Annotated in this window: 25 protein-coding genes; 20 read left to right on the top strand and 5 right to left on the bottom strand. The window is 65.1% G+C overall.

Going from position 1 to position 25,351, the window contains the following annotated elements; genetic code table 11:
- Positions 1 to 17 precede the first annotated feature (17 nt).
- Positions 18 to 797, bottom strand: coding sequence for a phage Gp37/Gp68 family protein (locus tag AC1DR6_RS15470; protein ID WP_476830134.1), 780 nt, complete (start codon positions 795 to 797; stop codon positions 18 to 20).
- 931 nt (positions 798 to 1,728) lie between these two features.
- Here AC1DR6_RS15470 and AC1DR6_RS15465 point away from each other — a divergent pair.
- A complete protein-coding gene (locus AC1DR6_RS15465) occupies positions 1,729 to 2,706 on the top strand; it encodes an alpha/beta hydrolase (protein WP_476830133.1) in 978 nt (325 codons plus the stop codon).
- A 213-nt stretch (positions 2,707 to 2,919) separates the two neighbouring features.
- On the top strand, positions 2,920 to 3,180 hold the full coding sequence (locus AC1DR6_RS15460) for a hypothetical protein (RefSeq protein ID WP_476830132.1): 261 nt from the start codon (positions 2,920 to 2,922) through the stop codon (positions 3,178 to 3,180).
- A gap of 50 nt (positions 3,181 to 3,230) precedes the next feature.
- Here AC1DR6_RS15460 and AC1DR6_RS15455 read toward each other — a convergent pair whose 3' ends face one another.
- Both AC1DR6_RS15455 and AC1DR6_RS15450 read right to left on the bottom strand, forming a co-directional pair.
- Complete coding sequence (locus AC1DR6_RS15455) at positions 3,231 to 3,755, bottom strand: hypothetical protein (RefSeq protein ID WP_476830131.1); 525 nt, start codon at positions 3,753 to 3,755, stop codon at positions 3,231 to 3,233.
- A gap of 84 nt (positions 3,756 to 3,839) precedes the next feature.
- The gene (locus AC1DR6_RS15450) at positions 3,840 to 4,742 is read right to left on the bottom strand and encodes an amidohydrolase family protein (RefSeq protein WP_476830130.1); all 903 of its coding nucleotides are present in this window, start codon (positions 4,740 to 4,742) and stop codon (positions 3,840 to 3,842) included.
- A gap of 223 nt (positions 4,743 to 4,965) precedes the next feature.
- Here AC1DR6_RS15450 and AC1DR6_RS15445 point away from each other — a divergent pair, with 223 nt between their 5' ends.
- From AC1DR6_RS15445 to AC1DR6_RS15410, 8 genes are all read left to right on the top strand, one after another.
- Positions 4,966 to 6,303 (top strand): ABC transporter substrate-binding protein, encoded by a 1,338-nt coding sequence (locus tag AC1DR6_RS15445; protein ID WP_476830129.1) that lies wholly within the window; start codon positions 4,966 to 4,968, stop codon positions 6,301 to 6,303.
- A 138-nt stretch (positions 6,304 to 6,441) separates the two neighbouring features.
- On the top strand, positions 6,442 to 7,368 hold the full coding sequence (locus AC1DR6_RS15440) for a carbohydrate ABC transporter permease (protein ID WP_476830128.1): 927 nt from the start codon (positions 6,442 to 6,444) through the stop codon (positions 7,366 to 7,368).
- Positions 7,369 to 7,522: 154 nt separating this feature from the next.
- Complete coding sequence (locus AC1DR6_RS15435) at positions 7,523 to 8,341, top strand: carbohydrate ABC transporter permease (RefSeq protein ID WP_476830127.1); 819 nt, start codon at positions 7,523 to 7,525, stop codon at positions 8,339 to 8,341.
- A gap of 96 nt (positions 8,342 to 8,437) precedes the next feature.
- Positions 8,438 to 9,334, top strand: a complete 897-nt coding sequence (locus AC1DR6_RS15430) for a dihydrodipicolinate synthase family protein (protein ID WP_476830126.1) — start codon at positions 8,438 to 8,440, stop codon at positions 9,332 to 9,334.
- 10 nt (positions 9,335 to 9,344) lie between these two features.
- Positions 9,345 to 10,022 carry a GntR family transcriptional regulator gene (locus AC1DR6_RS15425; RefSeq protein WP_476830125.1) on the top strand — a complete coding sequence of 226 codons (678 nt, stop codon included), beginning with the start codon at positions 9,345 to 9,347 and terminating at the stop codon, positions 10,020 to 10,022.
- A gap of 65 nt (positions 10,023 to 10,087) precedes the next feature.
- Positions 10,088 to 11,080: a sialic acid TRAP transporter substrate-binding protein SiaP gene (locus AC1DR6_RS15420; protein WP_476830124.1), complete on the top strand. Its 993-nt coding sequence runs from the start codon at positions 10,088 to 10,090 to the stop codon at positions 11,078 to 11,080.
- Between the two features lie 166 nt (positions 11,081 to 11,246).
- On the top strand, positions 11,247 to 11,762 hold the full coding sequence (locus tag AC1DR6_RS15415; protein ID WP_476830123.1) for a TRAP transporter small permease: 516 nt from the start codon (positions 11,247 to 11,249) through the stop codon (positions 11,760 to 11,762).
- Entirely contained in the window at positions 11,759 to 13,045 is a 1,287-nt protein-coding gene (locus tag AC1DR6_RS15410; RefSeq protein ID WP_476830122.1) for a TRAP transporter large permease, read from the top strand. Before AC1DR6_RS15415 ends, AC1DR6_RS15410 begins: the two co-directional genes overlap by 4 nt.
- Positions 13,046 to 13,183: 138 nt before the next feature.
- Here AC1DR6_RS15410 and ppk2 read toward each other — a convergent pair whose 3' ends face one another.
- Positions 13,184 to 14,140 carry a polyphosphate kinase 2 gene (gene ppk2, locus AC1DR6_RS15405; RefSeq protein ID WP_476830224.1) on the bottom strand — a complete coding sequence of 319 codons (957 nt, stop codon included), beginning with the start codon at positions 14,138 to 14,140 and terminating at the stop codon, positions 13,184 to 13,186.
- A gap of 165 nt (positions 14,141 to 14,305) precedes the next feature.
- On the opposite strand from ppk2, the gene AC1DR6_RS15400 reads away from it, so the two are divergent.
- From AC1DR6_RS15400 to phoB, 7 genes are all read left to right on the top strand, one after another.
- Complete coding sequence (locus AC1DR6_RS15400) at positions 14,306 to 15,361, top strand: ATP-binding protein (RefSeq protein WP_476830121.1); 1,056 nt, start codon at positions 14,306 to 14,308, stop codon at positions 15,359 to 15,361.
- Between the two features lie 114 nt (positions 15,362 to 15,475).
- Positions 15,476 to 16,501: a phosphate ABC transporter substrate-binding protein PstS gene (gene pstS / locus AC1DR6_RS15395; protein WP_476830120.1), complete on the top strand. Its 1,026-nt coding sequence runs from the start codon at positions 15,476 to 15,478 to the stop codon at positions 16,499 to 16,501.
- Between the two features lie 220 nt (positions 16,502 to 16,721).
- Positions 16,722 to 17,696, top strand: coding sequence for a phosphate ABC transporter permease subunit PstC (gene pstC, locus AC1DR6_RS15390; protein WP_476830119.1), 975 nt, complete (start codon positions 16,722 to 16,724; stop codon positions 17,694 to 17,696).
- 20 nt (positions 17,697 to 17,716) lie between these two features.
- Entirely contained in the window at positions 17,717 to 18,601 is an 885-nt protein-coding gene (pstA, locus tag AC1DR6_RS15385) for a phosphate ABC transporter permease PstA (RefSeq protein WP_476830118.1), read from the top strand.
- A 45-nt stretch (positions 18,602 to 18,646) separates the two neighbouring features.
- On the top strand, positions 18,647 to 19,447 hold the full coding sequence (gene pstB, locus AC1DR6_RS15380) for a phosphate ABC transporter ATP-binding protein PstB (RefSeq protein ID WP_476830117.1): 801 nt from the start codon (positions 18,647 to 18,649) through the stop codon (positions 19,445 to 19,447).
- Between the two features lie 77 nt (positions 19,448 to 19,524).
- Positions 19,525 to 20,241, top strand: coding sequence for a phosphate signaling complex protein PhoU (gene phoU / locus AC1DR6_RS15375; RefSeq protein ID WP_476830116.1), 717 nt, complete (start codon positions 19,525 to 19,527; stop codon positions 20,239 to 20,241).
- Positions 20,242 to 20,412: 171 nt separating this feature from the next.
- The gene (gene phoB / locus AC1DR6_RS15370) at positions 20,413 to 21,111 is read left to right on the top strand and encodes a phosphate regulon transcriptional regulator PhoB (RefSeq protein WP_476830115.1); all 699 of its coding nucleotides are present in this window, start codon (positions 20,413 to 20,415) and stop codon (positions 21,109 to 21,111) included.
- A 21-nt stretch (positions 21,112 to 21,132) separates the two neighbouring features.
- On the opposite strand, the gene AC1DR6_RS15365 is transcribed toward phoB, so the two are convergent.
- Positions 21,133 to 22,044: a LysR substrate-binding domain-containing protein gene (locus AC1DR6_RS15365; RefSeq protein WP_476830114.1), complete on the bottom strand. Its 912-nt coding sequence runs from the start codon at positions 22,042 to 22,044 to the stop codon at positions 21,133 to 21,135.
- 95 nt (positions 22,045 to 22,139) lie between these two features.
- Here AC1DR6_RS15365 and argH point away from each other — a divergent pair, with 95 nt between their 5' ends.
- Genes argH through AC1DR6_RS15350 form a run of 3 tightly spaced genes read left to right on the top strand, consistent with a single transcriptional unit; the run spans position 22,140 to position 25,239 of the window.
- Positions 22,140 to 23,558: an argininosuccinate lyase gene (gene argH, locus AC1DR6_RS15360; RefSeq protein ID WP_476830113.1), complete on the top strand. Its 1,419-nt coding sequence runs from the start codon at positions 22,140 to 22,142 to the stop codon at positions 23,556 to 23,558.
- Positions 23,555 to 24,451, top strand: a complete 897-nt coding sequence (locus AC1DR6_RS15355) for an amino acid ABC transporter permease (RefSeq protein ID WP_476830112.1) — start codon at positions 23,555 to 23,557, stop codon at positions 24,449 to 24,451. Before argH ends, AC1DR6_RS15355 begins: the two co-directional genes overlap by 4 nt.
- Positions 24,448 to 25,239 carry an amino acid ABC transporter ATP-binding protein gene (locus tag AC1DR6_RS15350; protein ID WP_476830111.1) on the top strand — a complete coding sequence of 264 codons (792 nt, stop codon included), beginning with the start codon at positions 24,448 to 24,450 and terminating at the stop codon, positions 25,237 to 25,239. Before AC1DR6_RS15355 ends, AC1DR6_RS15350 begins: the two co-directional genes overlap by 4 nt.
- Positions 25,240 to 25,351: the final 112 nt, after the last annotated feature.

Genomic DNA, 25,351 nt, shown 5'->3' with positions numbered 1-25,351 from the left:
CAAAAGGGCCTATGGCCCTACACCCGCTGCTCAGTGCTCGGCATTTCGTCCCATAACTTTCCGCGATATTCGCGCCCGTTCGCCTTCTTGGACCTCTTTTTGTTGTCTTTTCCCCAGGTTCCCCATTGCTTGAAGAAGAAAGCGGTGCCGGCGACGGTGCATTGAGCGTGGATCTCGTCGATCCACGCCTCCCGGATTGGTCGCGCAAATCGACCGCTCTCACCGCCGACGATCGCCCAGTCGATCTCTCTAAGGTCGACATCGCCGACGGATCCTATCAACGGCTCGAACGAGATGAAGCGTATGCTCGCGGGCACCGCTCGGAGCATGTCTATGCGACCGGCTGCTCCCGCATTCTCTACGCTCGTGCCGAGCCAGACATTCTGTAAGGGCTCCCTACCCCAGCTCTGAAGCACTTGGGCCATACGATCGGGCCGCTTGGTCAGTATCTGATAATGATGGCGAGGCGTATTTTCCATCACCTCCCAGACCTGTGCGATGAAACTTTCCGAGACCGCCTCGTGAAACAGATCGCTCATCGAGTTCACGAAGATCTTCCGTGGCCGTGACCATCTCGCCGGAATAGCCAGCGCGGCTTGATCCTCTCGCACGACGCCGTTCCAAATCGTGCGGTTGCCGCTCTTTCGGACCAAACCGCTGTATTTCTCGATTCCCATCGCGTCCAGCCGACGTGCCATCTCCATGGCGTAGCAGTGCGTGCAGCCAGCAGAAACGATTGAACACCCGGCGACGGGGTTCCAGGTCGCATCTGTCCATTCAATGTCGGTCTCAGCCATGGTCGGCCTCCTGTGGCTCAGCACGGCATCCTACTGCGATGCGCCAGCATAACTAAGTGATAATCACCTTGTGGACGCGCCTGGTTTTGTCAGCACCGCCAGCCTGATACGTCAGCTCGACCGTCTCGATCGTGGCCCAGGCGAACAGCTAGCGCATCTCGGTCACGTCGTTCAGCGATAGGATGAAGCGGCCTTGAAGCGCTGTGCAGCGGCGATGAGCTGCTTGAACTCTTGGCAGTCGAATAATCCATGGCACGCGGTCTCCCATCTGGGTGAGGAGGCCAGCGCTCGAAACTTATCCCCGCCTCCCACCACACCCCTATCCTTGACCCACCTCATCCCCGAGGGGCAGCCATCCGGAGGTGTGCCGTTGGCGGGGTGGGGTCGGCGCCTGCGGGTGGAGTCACGATCCGCTCCCGGGAGGTTTCGGGGCACCGCCCTGGGGACATTACGATCCCTGTGCGAGGAGCTCGCTGGACGGGATGCGACGCGTTTCGGGTTTCGCGAGCGCGGCTAAGGGACCAGGGCCGTATCGGGCCGGCGAGGGATCAGCCCCTTCCGGTTCGGTGCCAGTGGCCTTGGCCTCAAGCCGGGCGGACGATGATCACGATGCGACGCCTTCCTTATAAGCGCGGCCCGGAACTTTAAAATCGCCTGAAGCGGAGCGCCACGGGGCGTGCGGGCAGTGGCTCAATCTGCCCGCGCCGCGTCCTGGCTCAATGGATGCGGCCTCTAACCCCCGCGCCTCGCGGCGCTCCGCTGCCCCTCGCTCTCGAACCTCGCCGCACCCGCGCGGCCGGGGCCATCAGGCATGGACGATCACGCAGGGGTGATCTCCGGGCAGGGGGCGCGCGCGCCTTCCGGCTTGTGACGCCAGCCTTGCGCCTCCTACTGTGACGCCAATCACAAAAGGGCTCCGGGAGGGTCGACCATGCTTCACCGTCGGACATTGATGAAGGGCGCCGCGTTGGCGGCCGCCGTTCCCGCGCTCGGTGCGGGCAGCGCGCAAGCGGCCGAGCCGGTGCCGATCTGGAGCGCCGATTACAAGGTCACGAAGGCGCCCGGCGTCGAGCTCGCGGTCTATCGCAAGCGCGTCGGCCCGCCCGATCCGGCCAAGCCCTTGCCGGTGCTGTTCTTCGTGCACGGTTCATCGGCCTCGGGCCGGCCGACCTACGACCTCACCATTCCCGGCCGCGACGACGTCTCGATGATGAACGTCGCGGCGCGCTGGGGCTACGATGTCTGGACCATGGACCATGAGGGCTATGGCAACTCGACCCGCACGGCGGGCAATTCCGACATCGCCAGCGGCGTCGCCGATTTGATCGCGGCGGGCGATCTCGTGCGCAAGGAGACCGGCCAGGAGCGCATGCACATGATGGGGGAAAGCTCGGGCGCGCTGCGCGTCGGCGGCTATGCGATGGCGCGGCCCGACCGTGTCGGGCGGCTGGTGCTGCAGGCCTTCACCTATACCGGCCAGGGCTCGGGCACGCTCGGCAAGCGCGCCGAGCAGGCGGAGTATTTCCGCACCCATGCGCGGCGCCCGCGCGATGCCGGCATGCTGACCAGCATCTTCACCCGCGACAAGCCCAACACCACCGACCAAGACGTGATCGACGCCTTCATCAAGGCCGAGCTGCCCTTCGGCGACAGCGTGCCCGCCGGCACCTATCTCGACATGACGGCGAACCTGCCGATCGTCCATCCCGACAAGGTGACCGCGCCGGTGCTGATGATCAGCGGCGAGTTCGACGGCATCGCCTCGATGGACGACATCTGCGACTTCTTCAAGAAGCTGCCCAATGGCGACAAGCAGCTCACCATCGTGCCGGGCGCGGCGCACACGCTGGTCTCCAGCAAGCAGCGCTTCACCTTCTGGCGGGTGATGAAGTCCTGGCTGGAGGGGTGAGGGCATGCCGATTTGTCTCGGAAACGCGCCGTCGTCCCGGGCTTGACCCGGGATCCATTCCGGAACGGTTCCGGCATGGATCCCGGATCTCCGCTTCGCTCCGTCCGGGATGACACGCGTTTCCAAGGAGCGCCAAGCTAAAGCGAGCAGACGCACCAACCGTCGCGATATGCTAATCGAGCCCCGACTCGCCCGAACGCAGCGGAATTTCCGATGGCCCAGAAGACCCCCGAACAGCTCACCCGTGAATTCGAGGGGCGCAAGGCCAAGGGCCTGGCCAAGGGCGGGGCGGCGTTCTGGCCGAACATCGTCGCCAATGCCGTGCTGAAGCTGACCGCTGCGCGGGAGGCGATCACGCCGGAGGCGCTGATCGAGATGATCGAGCGCGAGAACGAGAAGCAGGATGTCTCGGTGAAGGCCGGCGCGAGCGAGGCGGTGGCGCGGCTGAAGCAGGCCATCGCCAAGGGAAGCTGAAGCTGAGGCCGAGCCCGGCGACCTGCCGGGCTCGAGAAAAGTCGGGTCGCTCAGGCGCCCTTCAGCTTGGCGTTGCACTGGCTGTAATAGCCGCCGCCCTTCTGGATCCACTTCAACCCGCCATTGCCGTTGGCGGCCTTATTGACGTTGTACTGGTCGTCGCAGGTCTTGAAGCGCTGCTTGCCGGCCGAGAGCTGCGAATATTTCGGGTCGACCTTGGCCGGGAAGACGGCGTTGCCGGCCGGGGCCATCGGGGCTGCAGCCATCGGCTTGGGCGCGGCGGGGGCTGCGGCGGTGGTCGGCGCGGGCTTCATCGGGTTGGCGGGGGCCGGCGCAGCCGCGGCAGGCGCCGCAGCCGGGGTCGCTGCGGGGGTGGCGGCAGCGGTGTCGCCGCACTGGGCCTTGCGGAAGTCGTTCCAGTTCTGGCCGTTCAGCGTATTGCCGGTCTTGGCGGACTGATACTTGGTCGAACATTCCTTCATCGTCAGCGCGAGCGCTGGCGTCGAGCCCTGTACGATGAACCCGCCGGCAAGCGCGAAGATGCCGGCAGCGAGCGCGAAATGGGTCTGTTTCATAGTGGTCCTCCCCCAAGATGGGGTGCCTGTCGGTGTGCATACGGCCGGACGGGTCATTCCGGGCGGTCGGGCAGCGGACGGAAGCTAGGACGGTGAAGATGAACGGTCGCTGAGCGTCTTCGACAGATTTCGGCCACGCTGACGCAGATAGACCCTCGCGGCGTTGCCGCCGAAGATCGCGGTTTTTTCGTCGACCGACAAGGTTTCGGTCAGGCGCTCGGTGGTTTCCAGCCATCGGGCGTAAGGGGCGCGCAAGGTCACGACGGGCCAATCGCTGCCCCAGAGCAGGCGGTCGGGTCCGAAGCAGGCGAGCAGATGGTCAAAGGCAGGGCGCAGCGTTGCGATGGTCCAGTCGGGAGCGGCTTCGGTGACGAGGCCGGAGAGCTTGCAGACCGTGTTCGGCCGCGCCGCGAGCCGGGTGATGCCTTCATGCCAGGCGGTGAGGTCGGTGCCGGTGAGATCAGGTTTGGCGCCGTGGTCGATCACCACCGCAAGCTCGGTCTCGCGGTCAAGCAGGTCGAGCAGCGCGGGGATATGCGGCGGCTTGACCAGCGCGTCGAAGACGAGGCCGTGCCGGTTCATCGCGGCGAAGGCTGGTGCGAGATCGGGCCGGGCGAGCCAGTGCGGATCGGGAATGTCATGCACCATCGGCCTGAGGCCGACGAGAAGCGGGTCGGCCGCGAGGCAGGCGATGCAAACCTCGGCGTCCGGCGCCTCGAAGTCGCACCATCCGACGACACCGGCCACGAAGGGCGTTTCGGCCGCTGTCGTCAGGAGAAAGCGCGTTTCGGCTTCCGTGGGCGCGGCCTGCACGAGGATGGTTGCATCGATTGCGGCAGCTGCGAGGAGAGGAGCAAGATCGGCTGCGGTGAAGTCGCGGTAGAGTGGTGCGAGATCGGAGGTCAGCCAGCCGTAATCGCCGCGATCGATCTGCCAGAGATGCTGATGGGAATCGATGCGGATCGTTTCCCGGATGGCGTCGGTCACAGGTTCTTCTCCGGCCTTGCAACCGCCGGTTGGCGGCCCACCGATACACTGTCTGCACGCCAACATGTCAGCTTGCAACCGGCGTGAAACGGGATTAGCGTCCAGTCCGATCGCAGCCGACCTGACCCAGAGTCAGTGCCGCGCTGCGCAGCAAAGCCCGCCAAGGGCGCAGGATCAAGCGGCTCGTATCAGGGCCGCATTTCATGTCCGTGGGAGGACGCCGATGACCGATCACCTTCTCAAGCCGACCCGTCGTGTTCTTTTGGCAGGCGGCGCCGCTGCGATCGCCTCGCCGCTGGTGCTGCGCAAGGCGCAGGCACAGGGCGCTTTCGACTGGAAGAAGTTTTCGGGCCAATCGATCGACGCGCTCCTGGTGAAGAACCCGCGCTCCGACCTGATGCAGCAGGCCGAGAAGGAGTTCACCGAACTCACCGGCATCAAGGTGTCTTCGGAGCAGGTTCCGGAGCAGCAGCAGCGCCAGAAGGCGGTGATCGAATTCGCTGCGGGCAAGCCCTCCTTCGACGTCAGCGGCATCTCGCTGCATGTGCAGAAGCGCATGGCCGGCAAGGGCAAGTGGTTCGAGAACCTCGACCCGCTGATCAAGAACGCTTCGCTGACGGCGCCCGATTTCGACTTCGCCGATTTCGGCGCAGGCCCCGTCGCCTATGCGCGGCAGGCGGACGGATCGCTCGATACGATCCCGTTCTTCGTCGACTACTGGGTGGTCTACTACAACAAGGAGCTCTTCGACGCGAAGGGCGTGGCCTATCCCAAGTCGATGGACGAGATGTTCACCGTCGCGCAGAAGCTGCATGACCCCGCCAAGGGCATCGCCGGCTTCGTCTCGCGCGGCCTGAAGAACGCCAACGTCCCGGTCTGGACCTCGCTGATGCTGGGGCAGGGCATGGAGACGGTCACCCCCGAGGGCAAGCTGGCGACCGATACGCCGGAGGCGATCTGGGCGGCTGACCTCTACCGGAAGCTCAACAAGGAGACCGGTCCGCTCGGCTCCGTCGGCTTCAACTGGAACGAGTGCCAGACGACCTTCATGCAGGGCCGCGCCGCGATGTGGCTCGATGGCATCGGCTTCGCGACCCCGCTGGAGGACCCGACCAAGTCGCGCATCGTCGGCAAGGTCGGCTACGGCATCGCCCCGCCCGGGCCGAAGGCGCATTACGCCGGCATGTTCGCCGACGGCATGGGCATCTCGCGCGGCTCCGCCAAGAAGGAAGCGGCCTGGCTCTACATCCAGTTCATGACCAACAAGAAGAACCAGATCGCGATGTTGAAGAGCGGCGCCGGCGCGCCCGGCCGCTCTTCGGCCTATCTCGACACGGAGACGATCCAGGCCTCGAAGTTCGGCAAGCAGTATTTCGAGTGCCTGTTGGGCTCGGCGAAGATCGCGCGCGCCGGCCTGCCGCAGATCGTGCCGGTGACCGAGTTCCGCGACGTCTTCGGCGTGGCGCTGACCAATGCGATCGGCGGCGGCGATGTCGCGGCTGAACTCAAGAAGGCGACCGAGACCTTCGCGCCTGTGCTCGTCAAGAGCGAGCAGGGCTGAGCGGACGGTCGTCCAGCAAGCGTCATGGTCGGGCCTGTCCCGACCATCCACGTCTTCGCTGGTCGAGTGTCGTGTTCAAGGCGTGCATGCTCGCCACAAGGGCGAGCATGACGATCGGTTCCGGGTAAAGCAGAACGTATGACCAGCACCTCTCTTCCAGCAAGCATGAGCGGCACGGCGCCGTCGCCGGCCAAGGTCTCGGCCGATTTCACGCCGCGTTACTGGCTGTTCTCATTGCCGGCCGTGCTGGTCATCGCCACTGTGATCGTGTTCCCGTGGCTGTTCACGTTGTTCATGTCCACGCAGGACTGGAAGATCGGTGGCGGGATCGAATTCGTCGGCCTCGGCAATTTCCTGGACCTGGCGAAGGATCAGCGTTTCCTCGAGACGCTAGGGCATACGGCCTATTTCACCGTACTCGCGGTGGTGCTGCCGATCCTGTTCGGCACGGCGGCGGCGCTGGTGTTCCATCGCGAATTTCCGGCACGCGGCATCCTGCGGACGATCTTCATCATGCCGATGATGGCGACGCCGGTCGCGGTGGCGCTGGTCTGGACGATGATGTTCCATCCGCAGCTCGGGGTACTGAACTATCTGCTGTCGCTGGTCGGCATTGGGCCTTCGGCCTGGGTCTATGATCCCGGCACGGTCATCCCGACGCTGGTCATGGTCGAGGTCTGGCACTGGACGCCGCTGGTCATGCTGATCGTGCTCGGCGGGCTCGCCGGCCTGCCGAAGGAGCCCTATGAATCGGCGCTGATCGACGGCGCCAGCGACTGGCACATGTTCCGGCACATCACGCTGCCGCTGGTCTGGCCGTTCATCATGGTCGCGATCGTCATCCGCACCATCGATGCGCTGAAGGCCTTCGACACGATCTTCGTCATCACGCAGGGCGGTCCGGGAACAGCCTCGGAGACGATGAACATCTTCCTCTATCTGCAGGCCTTCCAGTTCTACAAGATCGGCTATGCCTCGGCCGTCGTGGTAATCTTCTTCATCATCATCATCATGCTCTCGCTGCTGTTGCTCTATGCGCGGCAGAAGTCGAAGTGGAACGCGTGATGGACGCCCGACGCACTCAGCCGTCATTGCGAGCGCAGCGAAGCAATCCAGTGGGACCGGGTGAGACATCCGGCCGGGCGCATGCGGTGATCAGCCCAGTCCTCCTGGATTGCTTCGTCGCTTCGCTCCTCGCAATGACGGGGGAAGTTTCGGCATGAAGCGCATCGCCAAGAAATTCGGCTTCTGGCTCTCCGTTTTCGTGCTGGTGTCGCCTGCGGTGCTGGTCTTCCTCTGGATGATCTCGCTGTCGCTGAAGAACGAACTCGACAACACTGCCTTCCCGCCCGTCTTCATCCCGAGTCCGCCGACGCTGGCGAACTATGTCGACGTGTTCGCCAAGAACAATTTCGGGCTCTATCTTTGGAACTCGATTCTCGTCACGGGCGGGGCGGTTCTGATCGGGCTGCTGGTCGGCGTGCCGGCCGGTTACGGCATCGCGCGCGGCAAGGCGCATAAATTCGCCGTCCTGATTTTGGTGGCGCGGATGACGCCGGCCCTGTCCTATCTCATCCCGCTGTTCCTGTTGTTTCAGATCGCGGGATTGGTGGGTTCGATTACGGCGCTGGTCATCACCCATCTCGTCATCACCATCCCGATCATCGTCTGGATCATGATCGGCTATTTCGAGAACATTCCGATGGAGCTGGAGGACGCCTCGCGCATCGACGGGGCGACGAGCTGGCAAGCGTTTCTGCATGTCGCGCTGCCCTTGGCCAAGCCCGGCATCGTCATCGGCGGCATCCTCGCCTTCATCTTCTCCTGGAACAACTTCATCTTCTCGGTGGTGCTGGGCGGCAAGGGCAGCCGCACGCTGCCTTCGGCCGTCTACAACTCGCTGACCTTCGAGCAGATATCCTGGGGCCCGCTGGCGGCCGCGGCCCTGCTGGTGACGGCGCCGGTTCTGATCGTCACCATCCTCGCCCAACGCCAGATCGTTGCCGGTCTGTCCGCAGGCGGTCTCAAGGACGGCTAGCAGAATTCCTATAGCGGCTCTGGCGGGATGATCCGCCGGGGCTGTCCTGCCTAAACCGACATGTCAGTCACGACTCAGCCCCGAAAGTTTTCTCCGATGGCCATCTCGCCCAACCGCTTCGGCCTCTCCTGTGCCATGACCACTCCGATGCGGGAGGGTGGCGGCGTCGACCTGCCGCGCCTCGTGCATCACGCCAAACATGTTCTGGCCCATGGCTGCGACTCGGTCACGCTCTACGGCACGACCGGGGAGGGCGCGGCGCTCGGCCTGCCGGCGCGCACGGCGATGATGGGCGCGCTGATGGGCGCGGGCATCGATCCTTCGAAGCAAATCTATGCCGGCATCGCCGCCTCCTCGCTGCATGAGGCGATCGAGCAGGCGCGGGTCGCGCTGGACGCCGGCGCGAAGGGGTTGCTGGTCGCGCCGCCCTTCTACTTCAAGGGCGTAAGCGATGACGGGCTTTATGCCTGGTTCGTCCAGTTCATCGAAAAGCTCGGCGCCTCCGCGCGCGGCATAATTCTCTACCATATCCCTTCGGTGACGGCAGTCGATATCAGCGTGGACCTCGTCCAGCGGTTGAAGAAGGCCTTCCCGGGCGTCATCAGCGGTGTGAAGGATTCGTCGGGCAGCTATGCCAACACCGAGGCGCTGCTGAAGGCGCATGGCGAACTCGCCATCCTCGTCGGCGACGAGCGCCAGCTCGCGCAAGCGGTCCGCAACGGCGCGCAGGGGTCGATCTGCGGCGTCGCCAACCTGATCCCGCACCTGCTGCGGCCGATGGTCTACGAGGGCAAGGACAGCCCGGTCGTCAACGCGCTGGTCGACGAGATCTGCTCGGGGCCGGTGATCGCGTCGGTGAAGGCGCTGACCGGCCATGTCCATGGCGACAGCGGTTTCGGGCCGATGCGCGCGCCGCTGCAGGCGCTGGACGAGCCCGCCCGCAAGCGGCTGTTCGCAGCCTTCGATTCGATCACGCAGGCCAAAGCCGCTTGAGGAGCGACACTTGAACCAGCCGGAGCTTGAACCGCGCGAGGCTGAGCCGCTGAAGCTGAGGGAGCGCGCCTATGCCTCCTTCACCGAGCGGCTGCTGGCGCGCGAGATCAAGCCCGGCCAGTTCGTCACCCAGCGCGAACTCGTCGCGATGACGGGGTTTCCGCTGGGCGCGATCCGCGAGCTGGTGCCGCGACTGGAAGCGGAAGGGCTGATCAAGACGGTGCCGCAACGGGGCATGCAGGTCGCCCATGTCGATCTCAACCTGATCCGCAACGCTTTCCAGTTCCGGCTCTTCCTCGAGCGGGAGGCGACGGCGCTCTACACCGCGAGCGCCACCGACGAGGAGATCGCCGGGCAGCGCGCCCGGCATGAGGCCATCATCGCGCGCGCCGAGGCCGGCGGCGACGAGAGCCTGATCGAGGACGCGGAGGATGTCGACCGCCTGATGCACGAGGCGATCATCGACCATCTGGAGAACGACATCGTCAGCCAATCCTTCCGCGTCACCTGGTTGAAGATCCGGCTGATCCGGCAATACGAGACGCGCATCCAGAACCACATCCTGGTGCCGGTGATGCGCGACCATCTGAAGATCATCACCGCGATCGAAAGCCGCGACCCTGTGCGCGCGGCCGATGAGATGAGCATCCATATCGGGAACGCCCGCGCGAGGGCGATGCAGTATTGAAAATGCGCCGCAAGAGCGGCTGACCGACGAGCCCGAAATCGGGCCGGTTCCTTGGAGGGGACGCCATGACGACGAAGACCAGACGCGAGATCCTCACTGCTGCGGCAGCAGGCTCAGCCGCGATCGCGATGCCCTCGATCCTGCGGGCTCAGCAGCTCGTCCTGCGCTGGGCCGACGGCCAGCCGGCGACGCATCCCTCGCCGCAAAGCGCGGTCAGGGCCGCGGCCGAGATCAAGGAGAAGACCGGCGGTCGGATCGATGTGCAGTCCTTCCCGAACGGCCAGCTCGGCTCCTCGCGCGACATGGTGGAATCGGTCGCCAGCGGCGCATTGACCATGGTGACGGAGGGCGCCGCGCAACTCGGTCAGTTCGTACCGCAAATCTCGATCATCGAGGCGCCCTACATCTGGAAGGACGCCGCCCATATGATCCGGGCGCTGAAATCCCCGCTGATGGACGAGCTCAACGCGGTGCTCGTCGCCAAGCGCGGCATGCGGATGATCGGCGTGAACTATTACGGAGTGCGCCACCTCACCAGCGGCAAGAAGCCGATCAATTCGGTCGAGGACATGAAGGGCTTCAAGCTGCGCGTGCCGGAGGTCGATACCTTCCGCGCGATGGCCGAGGCCTGGGGCGCACGGCCGACGCCGCTGAATTTCTCCGAGCTTTATCTGGCCTTGTCGCAGGGCGCGGTCGACGGGCAGGAGAACCCGCTGCCGACCATCGCCTCGGCCAAGCTCGCCGAAGTGCAGAAATACCTCGTGCTGACGGCTCACATCATCACGCCGCGCCTCGTCATTGTGAACGAGGCGACGTGGTCGAAGCTGCCCGAGGCCGACCGGACCGTCATCGTCGCGGCGGTCGACAAGGCCGCCGCCTGGCAGGACAACGAAATCCTGGAGCAGGAAAAGGGGCTGGCCGAGAGCCTCGGCAAGGCCGGCATGACCGTGCTCAAGCCCGATCAGGAGGCGTTCCGGAAGCCGGTGCTCGCGAGCCTGCCCGCCAAGTTCGAAAGCAAATGGGGCAAGGGCCTCTGGGACCGCATCCAGACGCTTTGATGCCCTGACTGGAACAGCCCTCATCCTGAGGAGCCGCGAGCGGCGTCTCTAAGGATGCTTCAGGAGGCTCCGGAACCAGCTGGACCACCTTCGAGACGCGCTTCTGCGAAGCGCTCCTCAGGATGAAGGCTGGAGTTCGGCCGCCGTCGAACGAGAGACGATCCGCATGATCTGGACCCGTGTTTTCGACCGGACGATGGAAGGGCTCGCCGCCATCCTCATCGTCGTGCTCCTCGTCGTCGTGACGCTTGGTATCGTGACGCGGGCCTTCGGGGAGCCTCTGATCTGGACCGACGAGATGTCCCGCTTCCTGATGCTCTGGCTCGCGGTGAACGGCTGGATACTGGCGAGCCGCAAGCGCGCCCATATCCGCATCCGCTTCTTCCATGATCTGCTGCCGCCGCGCGCCTGGCGGACGGCCGAGATCGTGATGCAGCTCGCCATGGTCGCGTTCGGGCTGATGATCCTGAGCTACAGCGTCCATCTGGTCGCCGTGAACTGGGACCTCGAGGCGACCACGGTGCCGCTCTCGATGGGGCTGCTCTACGCGCCGATGCTGCTGGCGGGGCTCGTCACCGCGCTTCAGGGCGCAGCGGAACTGATCGAAAGCGCTCGGTTGTGGAGCGTGCCGCCGCAGGTCACGCTGCAGGCGGAGACGCCGGTGCAGGAGATCGTGGAATGACCACGCTGATCTTCCAGATCGCCGGCGTCTGGCTGCTGTCGATCCTCGCTGGGTTTCCGCTGTTCGCCTCGATGGGGCTGGCCGCCTTCGCCTTCGTGCTGATCGGTGACCTCTCGGCCACCATCGTGCCGCAGAAGATGGCGCAGGCGATGAACTCCTTCCCGATCGTCGCGGCGCCGCTCTTCATCCTGATGGGCAGTATTCTGGGCGCGGCGCGCATTACCGACCGCATCGTCGCCTTCGCTACGGCGGTGATCGGCTGGGTGCGCGGCGGCTATGCCCATGCCTCGATCCTGACTAGCATGATCTTCGCCGGCATGGTCGGCTCGGCGGTGGCGGATGCCGCCGGCTCCGGCGCGATCGAGATCAGGGCAATGAAGAAAGCCGGTTACCGGCCTGAAACCGCGGCCGCCATTACGGCGGCGGCGGCGACGATCGGCCCGATCATTCCGCCTTCGCTGCCGATGGTGATCTATGGCGTGACGGCGGATGTCTCGATTGGCCGGCTGTTCATCGGCGGGATCGTGCCGGGCATCCTGATGGGGCTGTCCCTGATGGTGATGGTCGCGATGATCGCCAAGCGGCAGGGCTTCCGGAAGGAGCCTTTCAAGGGCTTCCGCGAGATCGGCCGGACCTTCTTCAAGGGCTTCTTCGCCCTGATGACGCCGCCGCTGATCCTGGGCGGCATGTTTTCCGGCGCCTTCACACCGACCGAGGCCGCGGCAGTGGCCTGCATCTACGCGTTGTTCCTCGGCTTCTTCGTCTACCGGACGCTTGAGCTGAAGCAGATCGGCCCGATCCTGATCGAGACGGTGGAAACGACGGGCCTCGTCACGGTGCTGGTGATGGCGGCGGGCGCGCTCGGCTGGTGCATGTCGATCTCGCGGGTGCCGCAGACGCTGACGCCGCTGATCGTCGAGACGATCAAGGACCCGCTGGTCTTCCTTCTGGTCTGCAACCTGATCCTGCTCATCGTCGGCTGCTTCATGGAGGCGCTGGCGGCGATGCTGATCCTGATCCCGATTCTGGTGCCGGCGGCGAACAGCTTCGGCATCGACCCGGTTCAGTTCGGCATCATCATGATCCTGAACCTGATCCTGGGGACGATCCATCCGCCGATCGGCGTCGTGCTGTTCGTGGTCACGCGCATCGCCAACGTCTCGTTCGAGACGATGTCCCGGGCGATCCTGCCCTGGCTCGTGCCGCTGCTGGTCGTGCTGGCGATGATCACGCTCTGGCCGCCGCTGACGACCTGGCTGCCGAACCTGCTGATGGGTCCCTGAGGCCGGCTGGGCCGTCATTGCGAGGAGCGTAGCGACGAAGCAACCCAGAATTGGGTTGGCCGGTCAGCCTGGTCTCCCTGGATTGCTTCGCTGCGCTCGCAATGACGGTTTGGTCGGGTCGAAACCGATCCAGCTCTTTCAGCTCTCCGGCTCGCCGCCCTTGGCGAGATAGCGGCTCACCGTGACGACGATCTCGTCGTCGAGCGAGCCGATCGCCTTCTCGTCCTTGTCCGCATAGGGCACCGACAGAAGCACATGGCGGATCGCCTCGAGCCGGGCCCGAAGCTTATCGTTGCTGCGGACGACGTGCCACGGCGCCTCGCTCGAACTGCGCGCCAGCATCTCATCGAAGGCATGGGAATAGTCGTCGAAGCGCGGGATCGCCTCGAAGTCGATCGGCGAGAGCTTCCAGCGCTTCAGGGGATCATGCCAGCGGGCGTGCAGACGCTGCATCTGCATCTCGCGGCCGATGGTGAGGAAGAGCTTGATGACGCGGACGCCGTCGCGCACCAGCATGCCCTCGAAGACCGGCGCCTCGCGGAGAAAGGCTTCGGTCTGCTCCGGGCTGCAAAAGCCCATGACCCGCTCGACGCCGGCGCGGTTGTACCAGGAGCGGTCGAAGAACACGATCTCGCCTGCTGCCGGCATGCGCGCGGCATAGCGCTGAAAATACCATTGCCCCTTCTCGGTGTCCGACGGCTTGGACAAGGCGACGATGCGGGCCTCGCGCGGATTGAGGTGCTGGGTGAAGCGGGCGATGGTGCCGCCCTTGCCCGCGCCGTCGCGGCCTTCGAAGACGATGACGATGCGCTCGCCTTGCTTGGCGGCCCAGCGGGATAGCTTCTGCAGCTCGATCTGCAGCGGCTCCATCTCGCGCTCGTAGCGCTTGCGCTTCATCCGCTTGCCATAAGGATAGTGGCCGCTGTGATAGGCGGCGTCGACGATCGCTTCCGGCAGCGTATCGGCCTCGATGTCGAAGCCTCCGTTCTTCGCGGCCCTGGATTTCTGCGCTTTTGTCGGTTTGATCTTCTGGCTCTTGGCGGCGGCGTCCATGGCCGGCTCGGCCTCGGAGGAAATCCGGATCGTGTCCTTCATCTCCGAGCCTGAATTCTTCTTTTTCATGGTTTTACCTCGTCGTCCGCAATCCAGCCGCGTCGGCCATAAGCCTAGCCGGCTGTCTCACCAAAGGGAATTGACGCCCTCGGTGCATATGCGCAGGAAGAGCCGGGCCGACAACAGGCGGCAGCTCCGGGCGTTTCAATGATCGACATCGCCGTTCTTCCTCCCGCGACCGCGCGCAGCCTGATCGATGCCATCGGCGCGCCGGTCGTGCTCCTCGACGAACAGGGGGTGGCGCAAGCGCTGAGCCCGGCCATCCGGGCGCTGATTCCGGGGCTGGAGATCGGCAAGCTGCTCGCGCTGGTGCTGCGCGACCCCGACCTGATCGAGGCAATCGAACAGGTCTCGCGACGCGGCGGGCGCGAGATCATCGAGCTGATCGAGCGTGTGCCTGTCGAGCGCACCTTCCGCATCCATATCGCGGCCTTCTCCGGCAACGGACGGCGGCACGCGACGCTGCTGACATTCCAGGACCTCAGCGAGCAGCGCGTCATCGAACGGATGCGGGTCGATTTCGTCGCCAATGCCAGCCATGAGCTGCGCACGCCGCTGGCGTCGCTGCTCGGCTTCGTCGAGACCCTGCAAGGGCCCGCCCGCAACGACGAAAAGGCGCGCGAACGCTTCCTCGGCATCATGCGCGACCAGGGCCTGCGCATGGCGCGGCTCGTCGACGACCTGCTGTCGCTTTCGCGCATCGAGCAACGGGCGCATGTCGCGCCCGATACGCCGGTCGATCTTGCCGGCATCTCGCGCGAGATCGTGGATTCGCTGACGCTGATGGCGCGCGAGCGCGACGTTTCACTGAAACTCGCAGTCCCGTCCGGGCCGGTGCAGGTGCCGGGCGACCGGGACGAATTGCTGCGGTTGATGGAAAACCTCGTCGAGAACGCGATCAAATATGGAAAGCGCGGCGGCGAGGTTTCGATCACCGTCGTGGCGCAGGACGACGAGGCCAGCGTCGGCGTACGCGACGACGGACCTGGCATCGCCCCCGAGCATCTGCCGCGGCTGACCGAGCGCTTCTACCGCGTCGACACCGCGGCCAGCCGGGAGGCGGGCGGCACGGGCCTCGGTCTGGCGATCGTAAAGCACATCGTGCTGCGCCATCGCGGCCGGCTGACGATCGAGAGCAAGCCGGGTGAAGGCGCGACCTTCAAGGCGATCATGCCGCGTTTCCACGCGCATCGCGGCGGCTGACTTTGGGTTGCATCGGGCTTTCATGACAGCTTTCGTGACGAAATGTCATGTGGCTGTCATATGGAGGGTGTTCTGACAGGGTCGCTGAAGCAGAGACCCAGTGAGGACATCTCAATGCGCAAAATTCTCGTTCTCGCGGCCGTAGCCGCCGGGATCGCCGGTCCCGCCCAGGCTGCCGACATCACCGGCGCCGGCGCGACCTTCCCGTTCCCGATCTATTCCAAATGGGCCGAGGCCTACCAGAAAGAGACCGGCACGGGCCTGAACTACCAGTCGATCGGCTCGGGTGGTGGTATCCGCCAGATCAAGGCGAAGACCGTCGCCTTCGGCGCCACCGATGCCCCGCTCAAGGGCGAAGAGCTGACCAAGGACGGCCTCGTCCAGTTCCCGACCGTGATGGGCGGTGTCGTGCCGGCCGTGAACATCGTCGGCATCGAGCCCGGCAAGCTCAAGCTCTCGGGCGAGATCGTCGCTGGGATCTACATGGGCGAGATCAAGAAGTGGAACGACCCCAAGATCGTCGCGCTCAACGGCGATCTGAAGCTGCCCGACGCCAACATCAACCCGGTCTATCGTTCCGACGGCTCGGGCACGACCTTCGTGTTCACCGATTACCTCTCCAAGGTTTCGCCGGAGTGGAAGACCAAGATCGGCAACAACCAGTCGGTGCAGTGGCCGGTCGGTATCGGCGGAAAGGGCAATGAGGGCGTCTCGGCTTCGGTGAAGCAGGTCGCGAACTCGATCGGCTACGTCGAATACGCCTACGCCAAGCAGAACAAGCTCTCCTATGCGCTCGTGAAGAACGCCGATGGCAACTTCCCGATGCCGACGATCGAGGCGTTCCAGGCGGCTGCCGCCACCGCCGACTGGAAGGAACAGCCCGGCTTCGGCATCTCGCTGAACAACCAGAAGGGCAAGGATGCCTGGCCAATCACCTCGGCGACCTTCATCCTCGTCCATGCCAAGCCGGACAACGCCGCCGACGTGCAGGCTGCGCTGAAGTTCTTCGAGTGGGCCTACAAGAGCGGCGACAAGCTGGCGACCGACATGGACTACGTGCCGCTGCCGACCAAGCTGAAGGACGACGTCCGGGCTGCCTGGAAGGGCGTGACCGACAATTCCGGTAAGCCGATCTTCTGATCGCCTGCCGATCTCTGGATAGGTTAGACACCGAGGCGCAATTGAAGCCTCTCGCCGTCATGGTCGGCCTTGTGCCGACCATCCACGTCTTCGCTGGTCGAATGTCGTGTTCAAGACGTGGATGCTCGGGACAAGCCCGAGCATGACGTGGCGGGCCGACATTGAACCTTTAACTTACCCCTCTCTCGTTATGGGATAGGGGCCCGCCGGAGCCTCGCGGATGACCGCAGTGACCGACATGACAAGCCTTCCCGGCACAGGACCCGCGATCCGCAAGGCGCCGAAGGCGACGTTCGATCTCGTTTTCCGCCATGCCAGCTTCCTTGCCGCGCTGCTGGTGCTGGTGCTGTTGGCCGGCATCATGCTCTCGATGGTGATCGGCGGCTGGCCCGCCTTCCGCGAGTTCGGCTTCGGCTTCATCACATCCAGTGTCTGGGATACGCAGAACGATCAGTACGGCGCCTGGCCGGCGATCGTCGGCACGCTCTCGACCGCGCTGATCGCGCTTCTGATCGGCGTGCCGCTTTCGCTCGGTATCGCGATTTTCCTGACGCAGCTGGCGCCGGCCTGGTTCAAGAAGCCGGTCGCGACCGCGATCGAGCTGCTCGCCGCCGTTCCCTCGATCATCTACGGCATGTGGGGGCTCTTCGTCTTCGCGCCGCTTTTCGCGCAATATGTGCAGATCCCGCTGTCGAACGTCGTCGAGGGTATGCCGGTCATCGGCACGATCTTCTACTCGCGCTCGCCGTCGGGCCTCGGCATCTTCACGGCCGGCATCATCCTGGCCTTCATGATCGTGCCCTTCATCGCCTCGATCACCCGCGACATGCTGGAGCAGATCCCCTCCGTGCTGCGCGAAAGCGCCTACGGCATTGGCGCCACGACCTGGGAGGTCGTGCGCCATGTGCTGGTGCCGCAGGCCGGGGTCTCGATCATCGGCGCGATCATGCTGGGTCTGGGGCGCGCGCTCGGAGAGACGATGGCGGTCACTTTCGTGGTCGGAAACGCCAACCGGCTTTCGGCCTCGATCCTCGATCCCGGCTCGACCATCGCCTCGCGTATCGCCAACGAGTTCAACGAGGCAATGGGCCTGCAGCTCAATTCGTTGATCGCGCTGGGCTGCATCCTGTTCTTCGTCACCTTTGTCGTCCTTGTCATCGCGCGGCTGCTTGTCGCCCGCGTCAAGAAGTTCTGAGGCTGGGACCTGAGATGAGCATGAGCACCGCCTCCGCCCCGGCAACCTCCTCCCACATCCCGTGGGGCCGCGTGCGCCCGGCCCGCCGCACGGCCGACAGCGCGATGAAGATCATCGCGACGAGCTTCACCTTCATCGCCATCTTCGTGCTGTTCTGGATCCTCGGCATGCTGATCGTGAAGGGCATCGGCGGGCTCTCGCTCGCGACCTTCACGCATGTCACGCCGGGTCCGGGCTCCGAGGGCGGCGGTCTCGCCAACGCGATCGTGGGCTCGATCGTGCTGACCTTCCTCGGCATCGCGGTCGCGACGCCGGTCGGCGTGCTGGCCGGCACCTGGCTGGCGGAGTACGGCCGCAGCTCGAAGCTCGCCAACATCATCCGCTTCATCAACGACATCCTGCTTTCGGCGCCCTCGATCCTGATCGGCCTGTTCGTCTACGTCATCCTGGTCGAGCCCTTCCGGGGCTATTCCGGCTGGGCCGGCGGCGTGGCGCTCGGCATCATCGCGATCCCGGTCATCGTGCGCACCACGGAAGACATGCTGAGCCTGGTGCCCGGCCCGTTGCGGGAGGCTGGCTCGGCGCTGGGCGCACCGCCCTCCGTGGTGATCACCGCCGTGACCTGGCGCGCCGCGAAATCGGGCATGGTCACCGGCATCCTGCTGGCGCTCGCCCGCATCGCCGGGGAGACGGCGCCGCTGATCTTCACCGCGCTAAACAACAATTCCTGGTTTTCGCCCAGCCTGGCAGGCGGCATCGCCAATCTGCCGGTCACGATCTACCAATTCGCCTCCGCGCCCTATGAAAACTGGCAGCAGCTCGCTTGGGCGGGGTCGCTGATCATCACCATGTCCATCCTCATCCTTTCGCTCATCGCCCGGCGTATCGTCGCCGGCGGTAAGTGAGAACTGAAACCGCATTATCGCCCCGACCCTGAGGGACCTCAGTCGATGCTCTCGACCCTTGAACTTTCCCCGCAGACGCTCGACGCCGCTGCTCCCGTCCGGATCGCGGTGAAGAACCTCGATTTCTACTACGGCGAGCACAAGGCGCTGAAGAACATCAGCCTCGACTTCCGCGACCGGCACGTCACGGCGCTGATCGGCCCGTCGGGCTGCGGCAAGTCGACCCTGCTGCGCATCTTCAACCGGATCTATTCGCTCTATCCCGAACAGAAGGCGACCGGCGAGGTCATGCTCGACGGGCGCAACGTCATCTCCAACGACGTCGACGTCAACGAACTGCGCTCGCGTGTCGGCATGGTGTTCCAGAAGCCGACGCCGTTCCCGATGTCGATCTACGACAACGTCGCCTTTGGCATCCGCCTGTACGAGAAGCCGCCGAAATCCGAGCTCGACGATCGCGTCGAGGGCGCGCTGCGCCGCGCCGCGCTGTGGGACGAGGTCAAGGACAAGCTCCGGAGCTCCGGCATGGGCCTCTCGGGCGGCCAGCAGCAACGCCTGTGCATCGCGCGCACCATCGCGCAGAAGCCAGAGGTGATCCTGTTCGACGAGCCGACCTCGGCGCTCGACCCGATCTCGACCGGCAAGATCGAGGATCTGCTGGAGCAGCTGAAGAGCGATTTCACGATCGCCATCGTGACGCACAACATGCAGCAGGCGGCCCGCATCTCGCAGTACACCGCCTTCATGTATCTGGGTGAGGTGATCGAGTTCGCGCCGACGAACACGATCTTCATGAACCCGGCCAAAAAGCAGACGCAGGACTACGTCACCGGCCGGTTCGGCTGAGCGGCGATTTTGTTTCGTATCGGCTTGCCCGAAAACCGGTTTCCACTTTTCGGGCCGATGCGCCGGAGGAGCACCACATGACCGACCACATCGTTCGTTCCTACGATACCGACCTTGAAGGCATCCGCCGCAGCCTCGCCGAAATGGGCGGGATGGCGGAGCGCATGCTCGGCGACTCGACCGTGGCGCTGGTGCGCCGCGACACCGCGCTCGCCCAGAAGATCATCAGCGCCGACCAGCGCCTGGACAATCTCCAGCGCGAGGTCGAGGAGAAGGCGGTGCTGACCATCGCGCGCCGCCAGCCGCTCGCCAACGACCTGCGCGAGCTGATCTCGGCCATCCGCATCGCCGCCGACATCGAGCGCGTCGGCGATCTCGCCAAGAACATCGCCAAGCGCGCAGTGGCCATCGCCGGCCAGTTCCAGCCGCCGCACCGCGCCGTCGTCGGCCTCGAGCACATCAGCCGGCTGGTGCAGGCCCAGCTCAAGGACGTGCTCGACGCCTATGCCGCCGGCAACGAGCAGAAGGCGCTGGAGGTCTGGCGCCGCGACGACGAGATCGACGCGCTCTACACCTCGCTGTTCCGCGAACTCCTGACCTATATGATGGAAGACCCGCGCAACATCACCTTCTGCACGCATCTTCTGTTCTGCGCCAAGAACATCGAGCGCATCGGCGACCACACCACCAACATCGCCGAGACCATCCACTATCTGATCACCGGCGACTCGCTCGATACGAACCGGCCGAAGCTCGACACCACGAATATTTCGCTCGAGCCGGTGGAAAGCTGACGCAGATCGCCCGGCGGGGTCTGCACCCGTCATGGTCGGCCCCCGTCATGTCGGCTCTTCGCCGACCATCCACATCTTCCTTCGGCGAGCGTGGTGTTCGAGACGTGGATGCTCGCCCCAGGGCTAAGCATGACGGGGAGAGCCCGCTGAACGCCAAGAACGGAACCAGCCATGGCCGCACGCATCCTGATCGTCGAGGACGAAGAGCCGCTCACCCTGCTCCTGCGCTATAATCTCGAAGCCGAGGGCTTCGAGGTCGACAGCGTGGCGCGGGGCGACGATGCGGAGCTGCATCTGCGCGACTCGACGCCGGACCTCGTGCTTCTCGACTGGATGCTGCCCGGTCTTTCCGGCATCGAGCTGTGCCGCCGCCTTCGCTCGCGCCGCGACACCGAGCGCGTGCCGATCATCATGCTGACCGCGCGTGGCGAGGAGACCGAGCGCGTGCGGGGCCTCGCGACGGGTGCCGATGATTACGTCGTCAAGCCGTTCTCGCTGCCAGAGTTGATCGCACGCATCCAGGCTCTCTTGCGCCGGGCGAAGCCGGGGCATGTCGCCGGGCTGCTGCAGGCGGGTGATCTCGAACTCGACCGGACGACGCGCCGCGTGCGCCGCGCCGGCAGCGAGCTGCATCTCGGGCCGACCGAGTTCCGCCTGCTCGAATTTTTGATGCAGGCGCCGGGCCGGGTCTATTCGCGCGCCCAGTTGCTCGATGCCGTCTGGGGGCGGGACGTCTATATCGACGAGCGTACCGTCGATGTGCATGTCGGGCGGCTGCGCAAGGCGATCACCCCCACCGACATGAAAGACCCGCTGCGCACGGTGCGCGGCGCGGGCTATGCCTTCGACGAGACGTTCGCGCGCGGCTGATCCCTGTGGAGGCCCGGCACCTCAGGCGCGGGTGCCGGCGTCGAAGGTCGCTGCTTCCGACAAGAGCCAGGCCAGCAATTCGTCGAGCCCCGACCGTTTCGGCGCGTCGCGCTTCAAGGTCAGCCAGCAGCCGATCGCGCTGGCGAAGCCGAGGTCGAGCGGGTTGACCAATGCGCCTGAAGCCAGTTCCTCGGCGACATAGCAGCGCGGGGCCAGCGCGACGCCAAGTCCCGCGACGGCCGCCCGCGTGATCACCGAATAATAGCCGTAGCGGACGGTATGGGCCGGCACGGCACCGCGCAGGCCATGGGCCTCGGTGAACTCGGCCCAGAAGGTCGGCATCTGGAAGTGCTGCAGGAGCGTCATCTTCTGGATGTCGCCGGGCCGCCTGAAGCCGCCCATGCGCTCGATCAGTTCCGGCGCTGCGACCAGCGCCACGTCGCGGCCGAAGAGGTAGTGTGCCTGCCGGTCCGGCCAGGGCGGCGTGCCGTGGTTGATCTCGATATCCGGCTCTTCACTCTCGCTCTCGCTGACATAGTTGGTGAACTGCACGTCGATGCCGGGATGAGCCTGGGCGAAGGCGGGAAAACGCTCCATCAGCCAGCGCTCGCCGGCGACCGCGACCATATGCAGGCGGATCGGCCGGGCGATGGCGGCGCGCTCGGTCAGCCGCATCGCGCCGCGACCCATCTGCTCCAGCGCGGCTTGCGCGTAAGGCAGGTAGATCGCGCCGGCCTCGGTCAGCTTCAGCCCCAGTGGGTTTCGGTCGAACAGCATCACGCCGAGGTGCTGTTCCAGCGACAGAATCTGCTTGGAAACCGCGCTTTGCGTCAGGTTGACCTCAACGGCGGCCCGCGCCGTCGAGCCGAGGCGGGCAACGGTTGCGAAGGCTCGCAGTGCGGTCGATGAAGGAGGTGGCCGGCCTGCGGCCATAGGGTATTCCTTTTGCGACTAGGGCCGGGAGATGGTTTCGTTTGCTGGCTCGCCGGTCAAGAGGTCATTCTGCCCGAGGGGCAGGAGCCGGCAGCATGAACCAGACGACGCGTCTTTGGGGTGGCCGGTTCCGCAAGCCGCCGGACCCGCGGCTGATGAAGCTGTCGAGCGCGGCCGGCGAGCATGCCCGGCTGGTGCCGCAGGACATCGCCGGGAGCAAGGCGCATGCGGCTGAACTGGCCCGAGCGGGTCTGCTGGATGCGGCAGAGCGCGAGACGATCCTTGAGGCACTCGATGCGATCGCGGCTGATTTTGCTGCGGGCCGGATTGCGCCGAGCGCTGGGGACGAGGATGTCCACACCTTCATCGAGCGCGTGCTGACCGAGCGCACCGGTGTCATCGGCTCGAAGCTGCGGGCAGGGCGCTCTCGCAACGACCAGGCGGCGAATAATCTCAAGCTCTATCTGCGGCAGACGTCACGCCCGCTCGGAGGGATGCTCGCGGATCTGCTGACTGCAATCGCCGACCAAGCGGAGCAGCATGCGGCAAGCATCTGTCCGGGCTTCACCCATTTGCAGAACGCCCAGCCGGCGACGTTCGGGCATTGGCTGATGGCGCATGGGCAGGTGCTGCTGCGCGATGCCTCGCGTCTCGCGGACTGGGAAAAGCGCGCCGGGCAGTCGCCTTTGGGCGCGGCGGCCTTTGCGGGTTCGGCGATCACGCTGAACCCGGAACTGAGCGCCACGGCGCTCGGCTATGATGCGCCCTTCGAGAATTCGGTCGATGCGGTGGCGGCGCGCGACCATGTCGCGGAATTCCTGTTCGTCGCGGCGCTGACACTGACCAACCTCTCGCGGCTCGCCGAGGAGGTGACACTGTGGACCTCGCGCCAGTTCAGCTGGGTCACGCTGGACGACGGTTTCGCCACCGGGTCCTCGATCATGCCGCAGAAGAAGAACCCGGACATCGCGGAAATTGCGCGTGGGCGCGCCTCGCGGCTGGCCGGCGACGTGGTGACGATGCTGGGAGCGTTGAAGGGGCTGCCGCTTTCCTATAACCGCGATCTGGCGGAGGATAAGCGGACGGCTTTCGACGCGGTGGACGTGCTGGAGCAGGTGCTGCCGGCCTTCGCCGGGCTGATCGCCAGCATGGAGGTGCATACCGCGCCGATGCGGGCGCAAGCCGGGCTGGGCTTCACGCTGGCGACGGAGGTCGCGGACTATCTCGCGCGCAAGGGAATTCCCTTCGCCGAGGCGCATGAGATCACGGGGGCGCTGGTGCGCTATTGCGAGGAAATGGGGCGCGATCTTGAAAGGCTCGACGCTGTCGATCTCCGGGCCGTCGATCCACGGCTGGATGCCGGCGTGCTGGACTGCCTGACGCTCGACGCGGCTGTTGCGGCCCGCAGCGGTCATGGCGGCACCGCTCCGGCACAGGTCGTCGCGCAGATCGGCCGGTTCCGCGAAAAGCTTGCCGCCTTCGAGGGCTGGTGCGGGGAAGGGGCGTTGCGATGAGCGGAGCGGTCTCGCATGTCGGCGGCGAGGAGCTGGCGCGTGTCGCTGGCCTCCGGATCGTGCCGCGGCGTTTTTACGGGCGCTGGATCGCGGCTGTGCTCATCATCGCCGTGCTGGTGTGGATGGGCTTCGCCTTCGCCAAGGGCGACATCGCCTGGCCGGTCGTCGCGCAGTTCTTCACCGCGCCGGCGATCCTCTCAGGCTTGGGCAATACGCTGATCATGACGGTCTGTGCGATGGCGCTCGGCGTCGTGCTCGGCGTCGTCTTCGCGGTTATGTACATGTCGCCCAATCCCGTGCTGCGTGGGGTGGCGCTGTTCTACATCTGGTTTTTCCGGGGCACGCCGCTGCTGCTGCAACTGCTGATCTGGTTCAACCTCGCGCTGGTCTTCCCGACTATCGGTATCCCCGGCCTTTTTTCGTGGCGCACCATCGACATCATCGGGCCGTTCATGGCGACCCTGCTTGGGCTCGGCATGAACCAGGGCGCCTATACGGCTGAGGTCGTGCGCGGCGGCATCCTCTCCGTCGATACCGGCCAGACCGAAGCCGCCAAGGCGATCGGCATGACGCGGCTGACGACGCTGCGCCGGATCATGCTGCCGCAGGCGATGCGCGTCATCATCCCGCCGGTCGGCAACGAGGTGATCAGCATGGTGAAGCTGACCTCTGTCGCCAGCGTGATCCAGTATTCGGAAATCCTGCGCAACGCGCAGACGATCTATTACGCCAATGCCCGCGTCATCGAATTGCTGATCGTCGCCGCCGGCTGGTACCTGATCGTTGTGACGCTGCTGCAGATCGGCCAGTATTTCCTCGAACGCTATTACTCCAAGGGCCGGGGCACGCGCCGTCCCGCCAAACGCGCCGCCGTGCCGCGGGAGGCAGCATGAGCGCGGTTGAAATAGTGACTGGCGCGCCTGCGATCGTCACGATCGCCCATGTCAGCAAGTTCTTCGGCGAGCTGAAGGCGTTGAACGACGTTTCGCTTTCGGTCGCGCCCGGCTCCGTGCAGTGCATCATCGGGCCGTCCGGCTCGGGCAAATCGACGCTGCTGCGCTGCATCAACCAGCTCGAGAAGATCGACAAGGGTGCGATCGCCGTCGATGGCGAACTGATCGGATATCGCCGCGCCGGCGAGGAGCTGCATGAACTCAGCGATGTCGAGATCGCGCGTCAGCGGCTCGCCACCGGCATGGTGTTCCAGCGCTTCAACCTGTTCAACCACATGACGGCCCTGCAGAACATCATCGAGGGGCCGCTGACGGTGTTGAAGCAGCCGCGCAAGCAGATCGTCGCCGAGGCGATGGCGCTGCTGGAGCGGGTCGGCCTCGCCGAGAAGCGCGATTCCTATCCGAGCGAACTGTCCGGCGGCCAGCAGCAGCGCATCGCGATTGCGCGTGCGCTGGCGATGAAGCCCAAGCTGATGCTGTTCGACGAGCCGACCTCTGCGCTGGACCCCGAACTGGTCGGCGAGGTTTTGACTGTGATGCACGATCTCGCGGCGTCGGGCATGACCATGATCGTCGTCACGCATGAGCTCGGCTTCGCGCGCGAGGTGGCAAGCGACGTGGTTTTCATGGACAAGGGCGAGATCGTCGAGCAGGGGCCGCCGCAGACCGTGCTGGTGGCACCGACGCAGACGCGCACCCGTGACTTCATCGCCGCCGTGCTCAAGTGATTTCGCTGAAGGTTCGATCCGCTTTGTCGTCATTGCGAGGAGCATAGCGACGAAGCAATCCAGAGGCGGCAGAGCTCTACGTCCCCTGGATTGCTTGTCTGACGCTCGCAAT

Source organism: Allobosea sp. P5_A5 (assembly GCF_056400625.1).
Note: the sequence above shows the minus strand (reverse complement) of the source record. Positions and strands in the feature narration are given on the sequence as shown.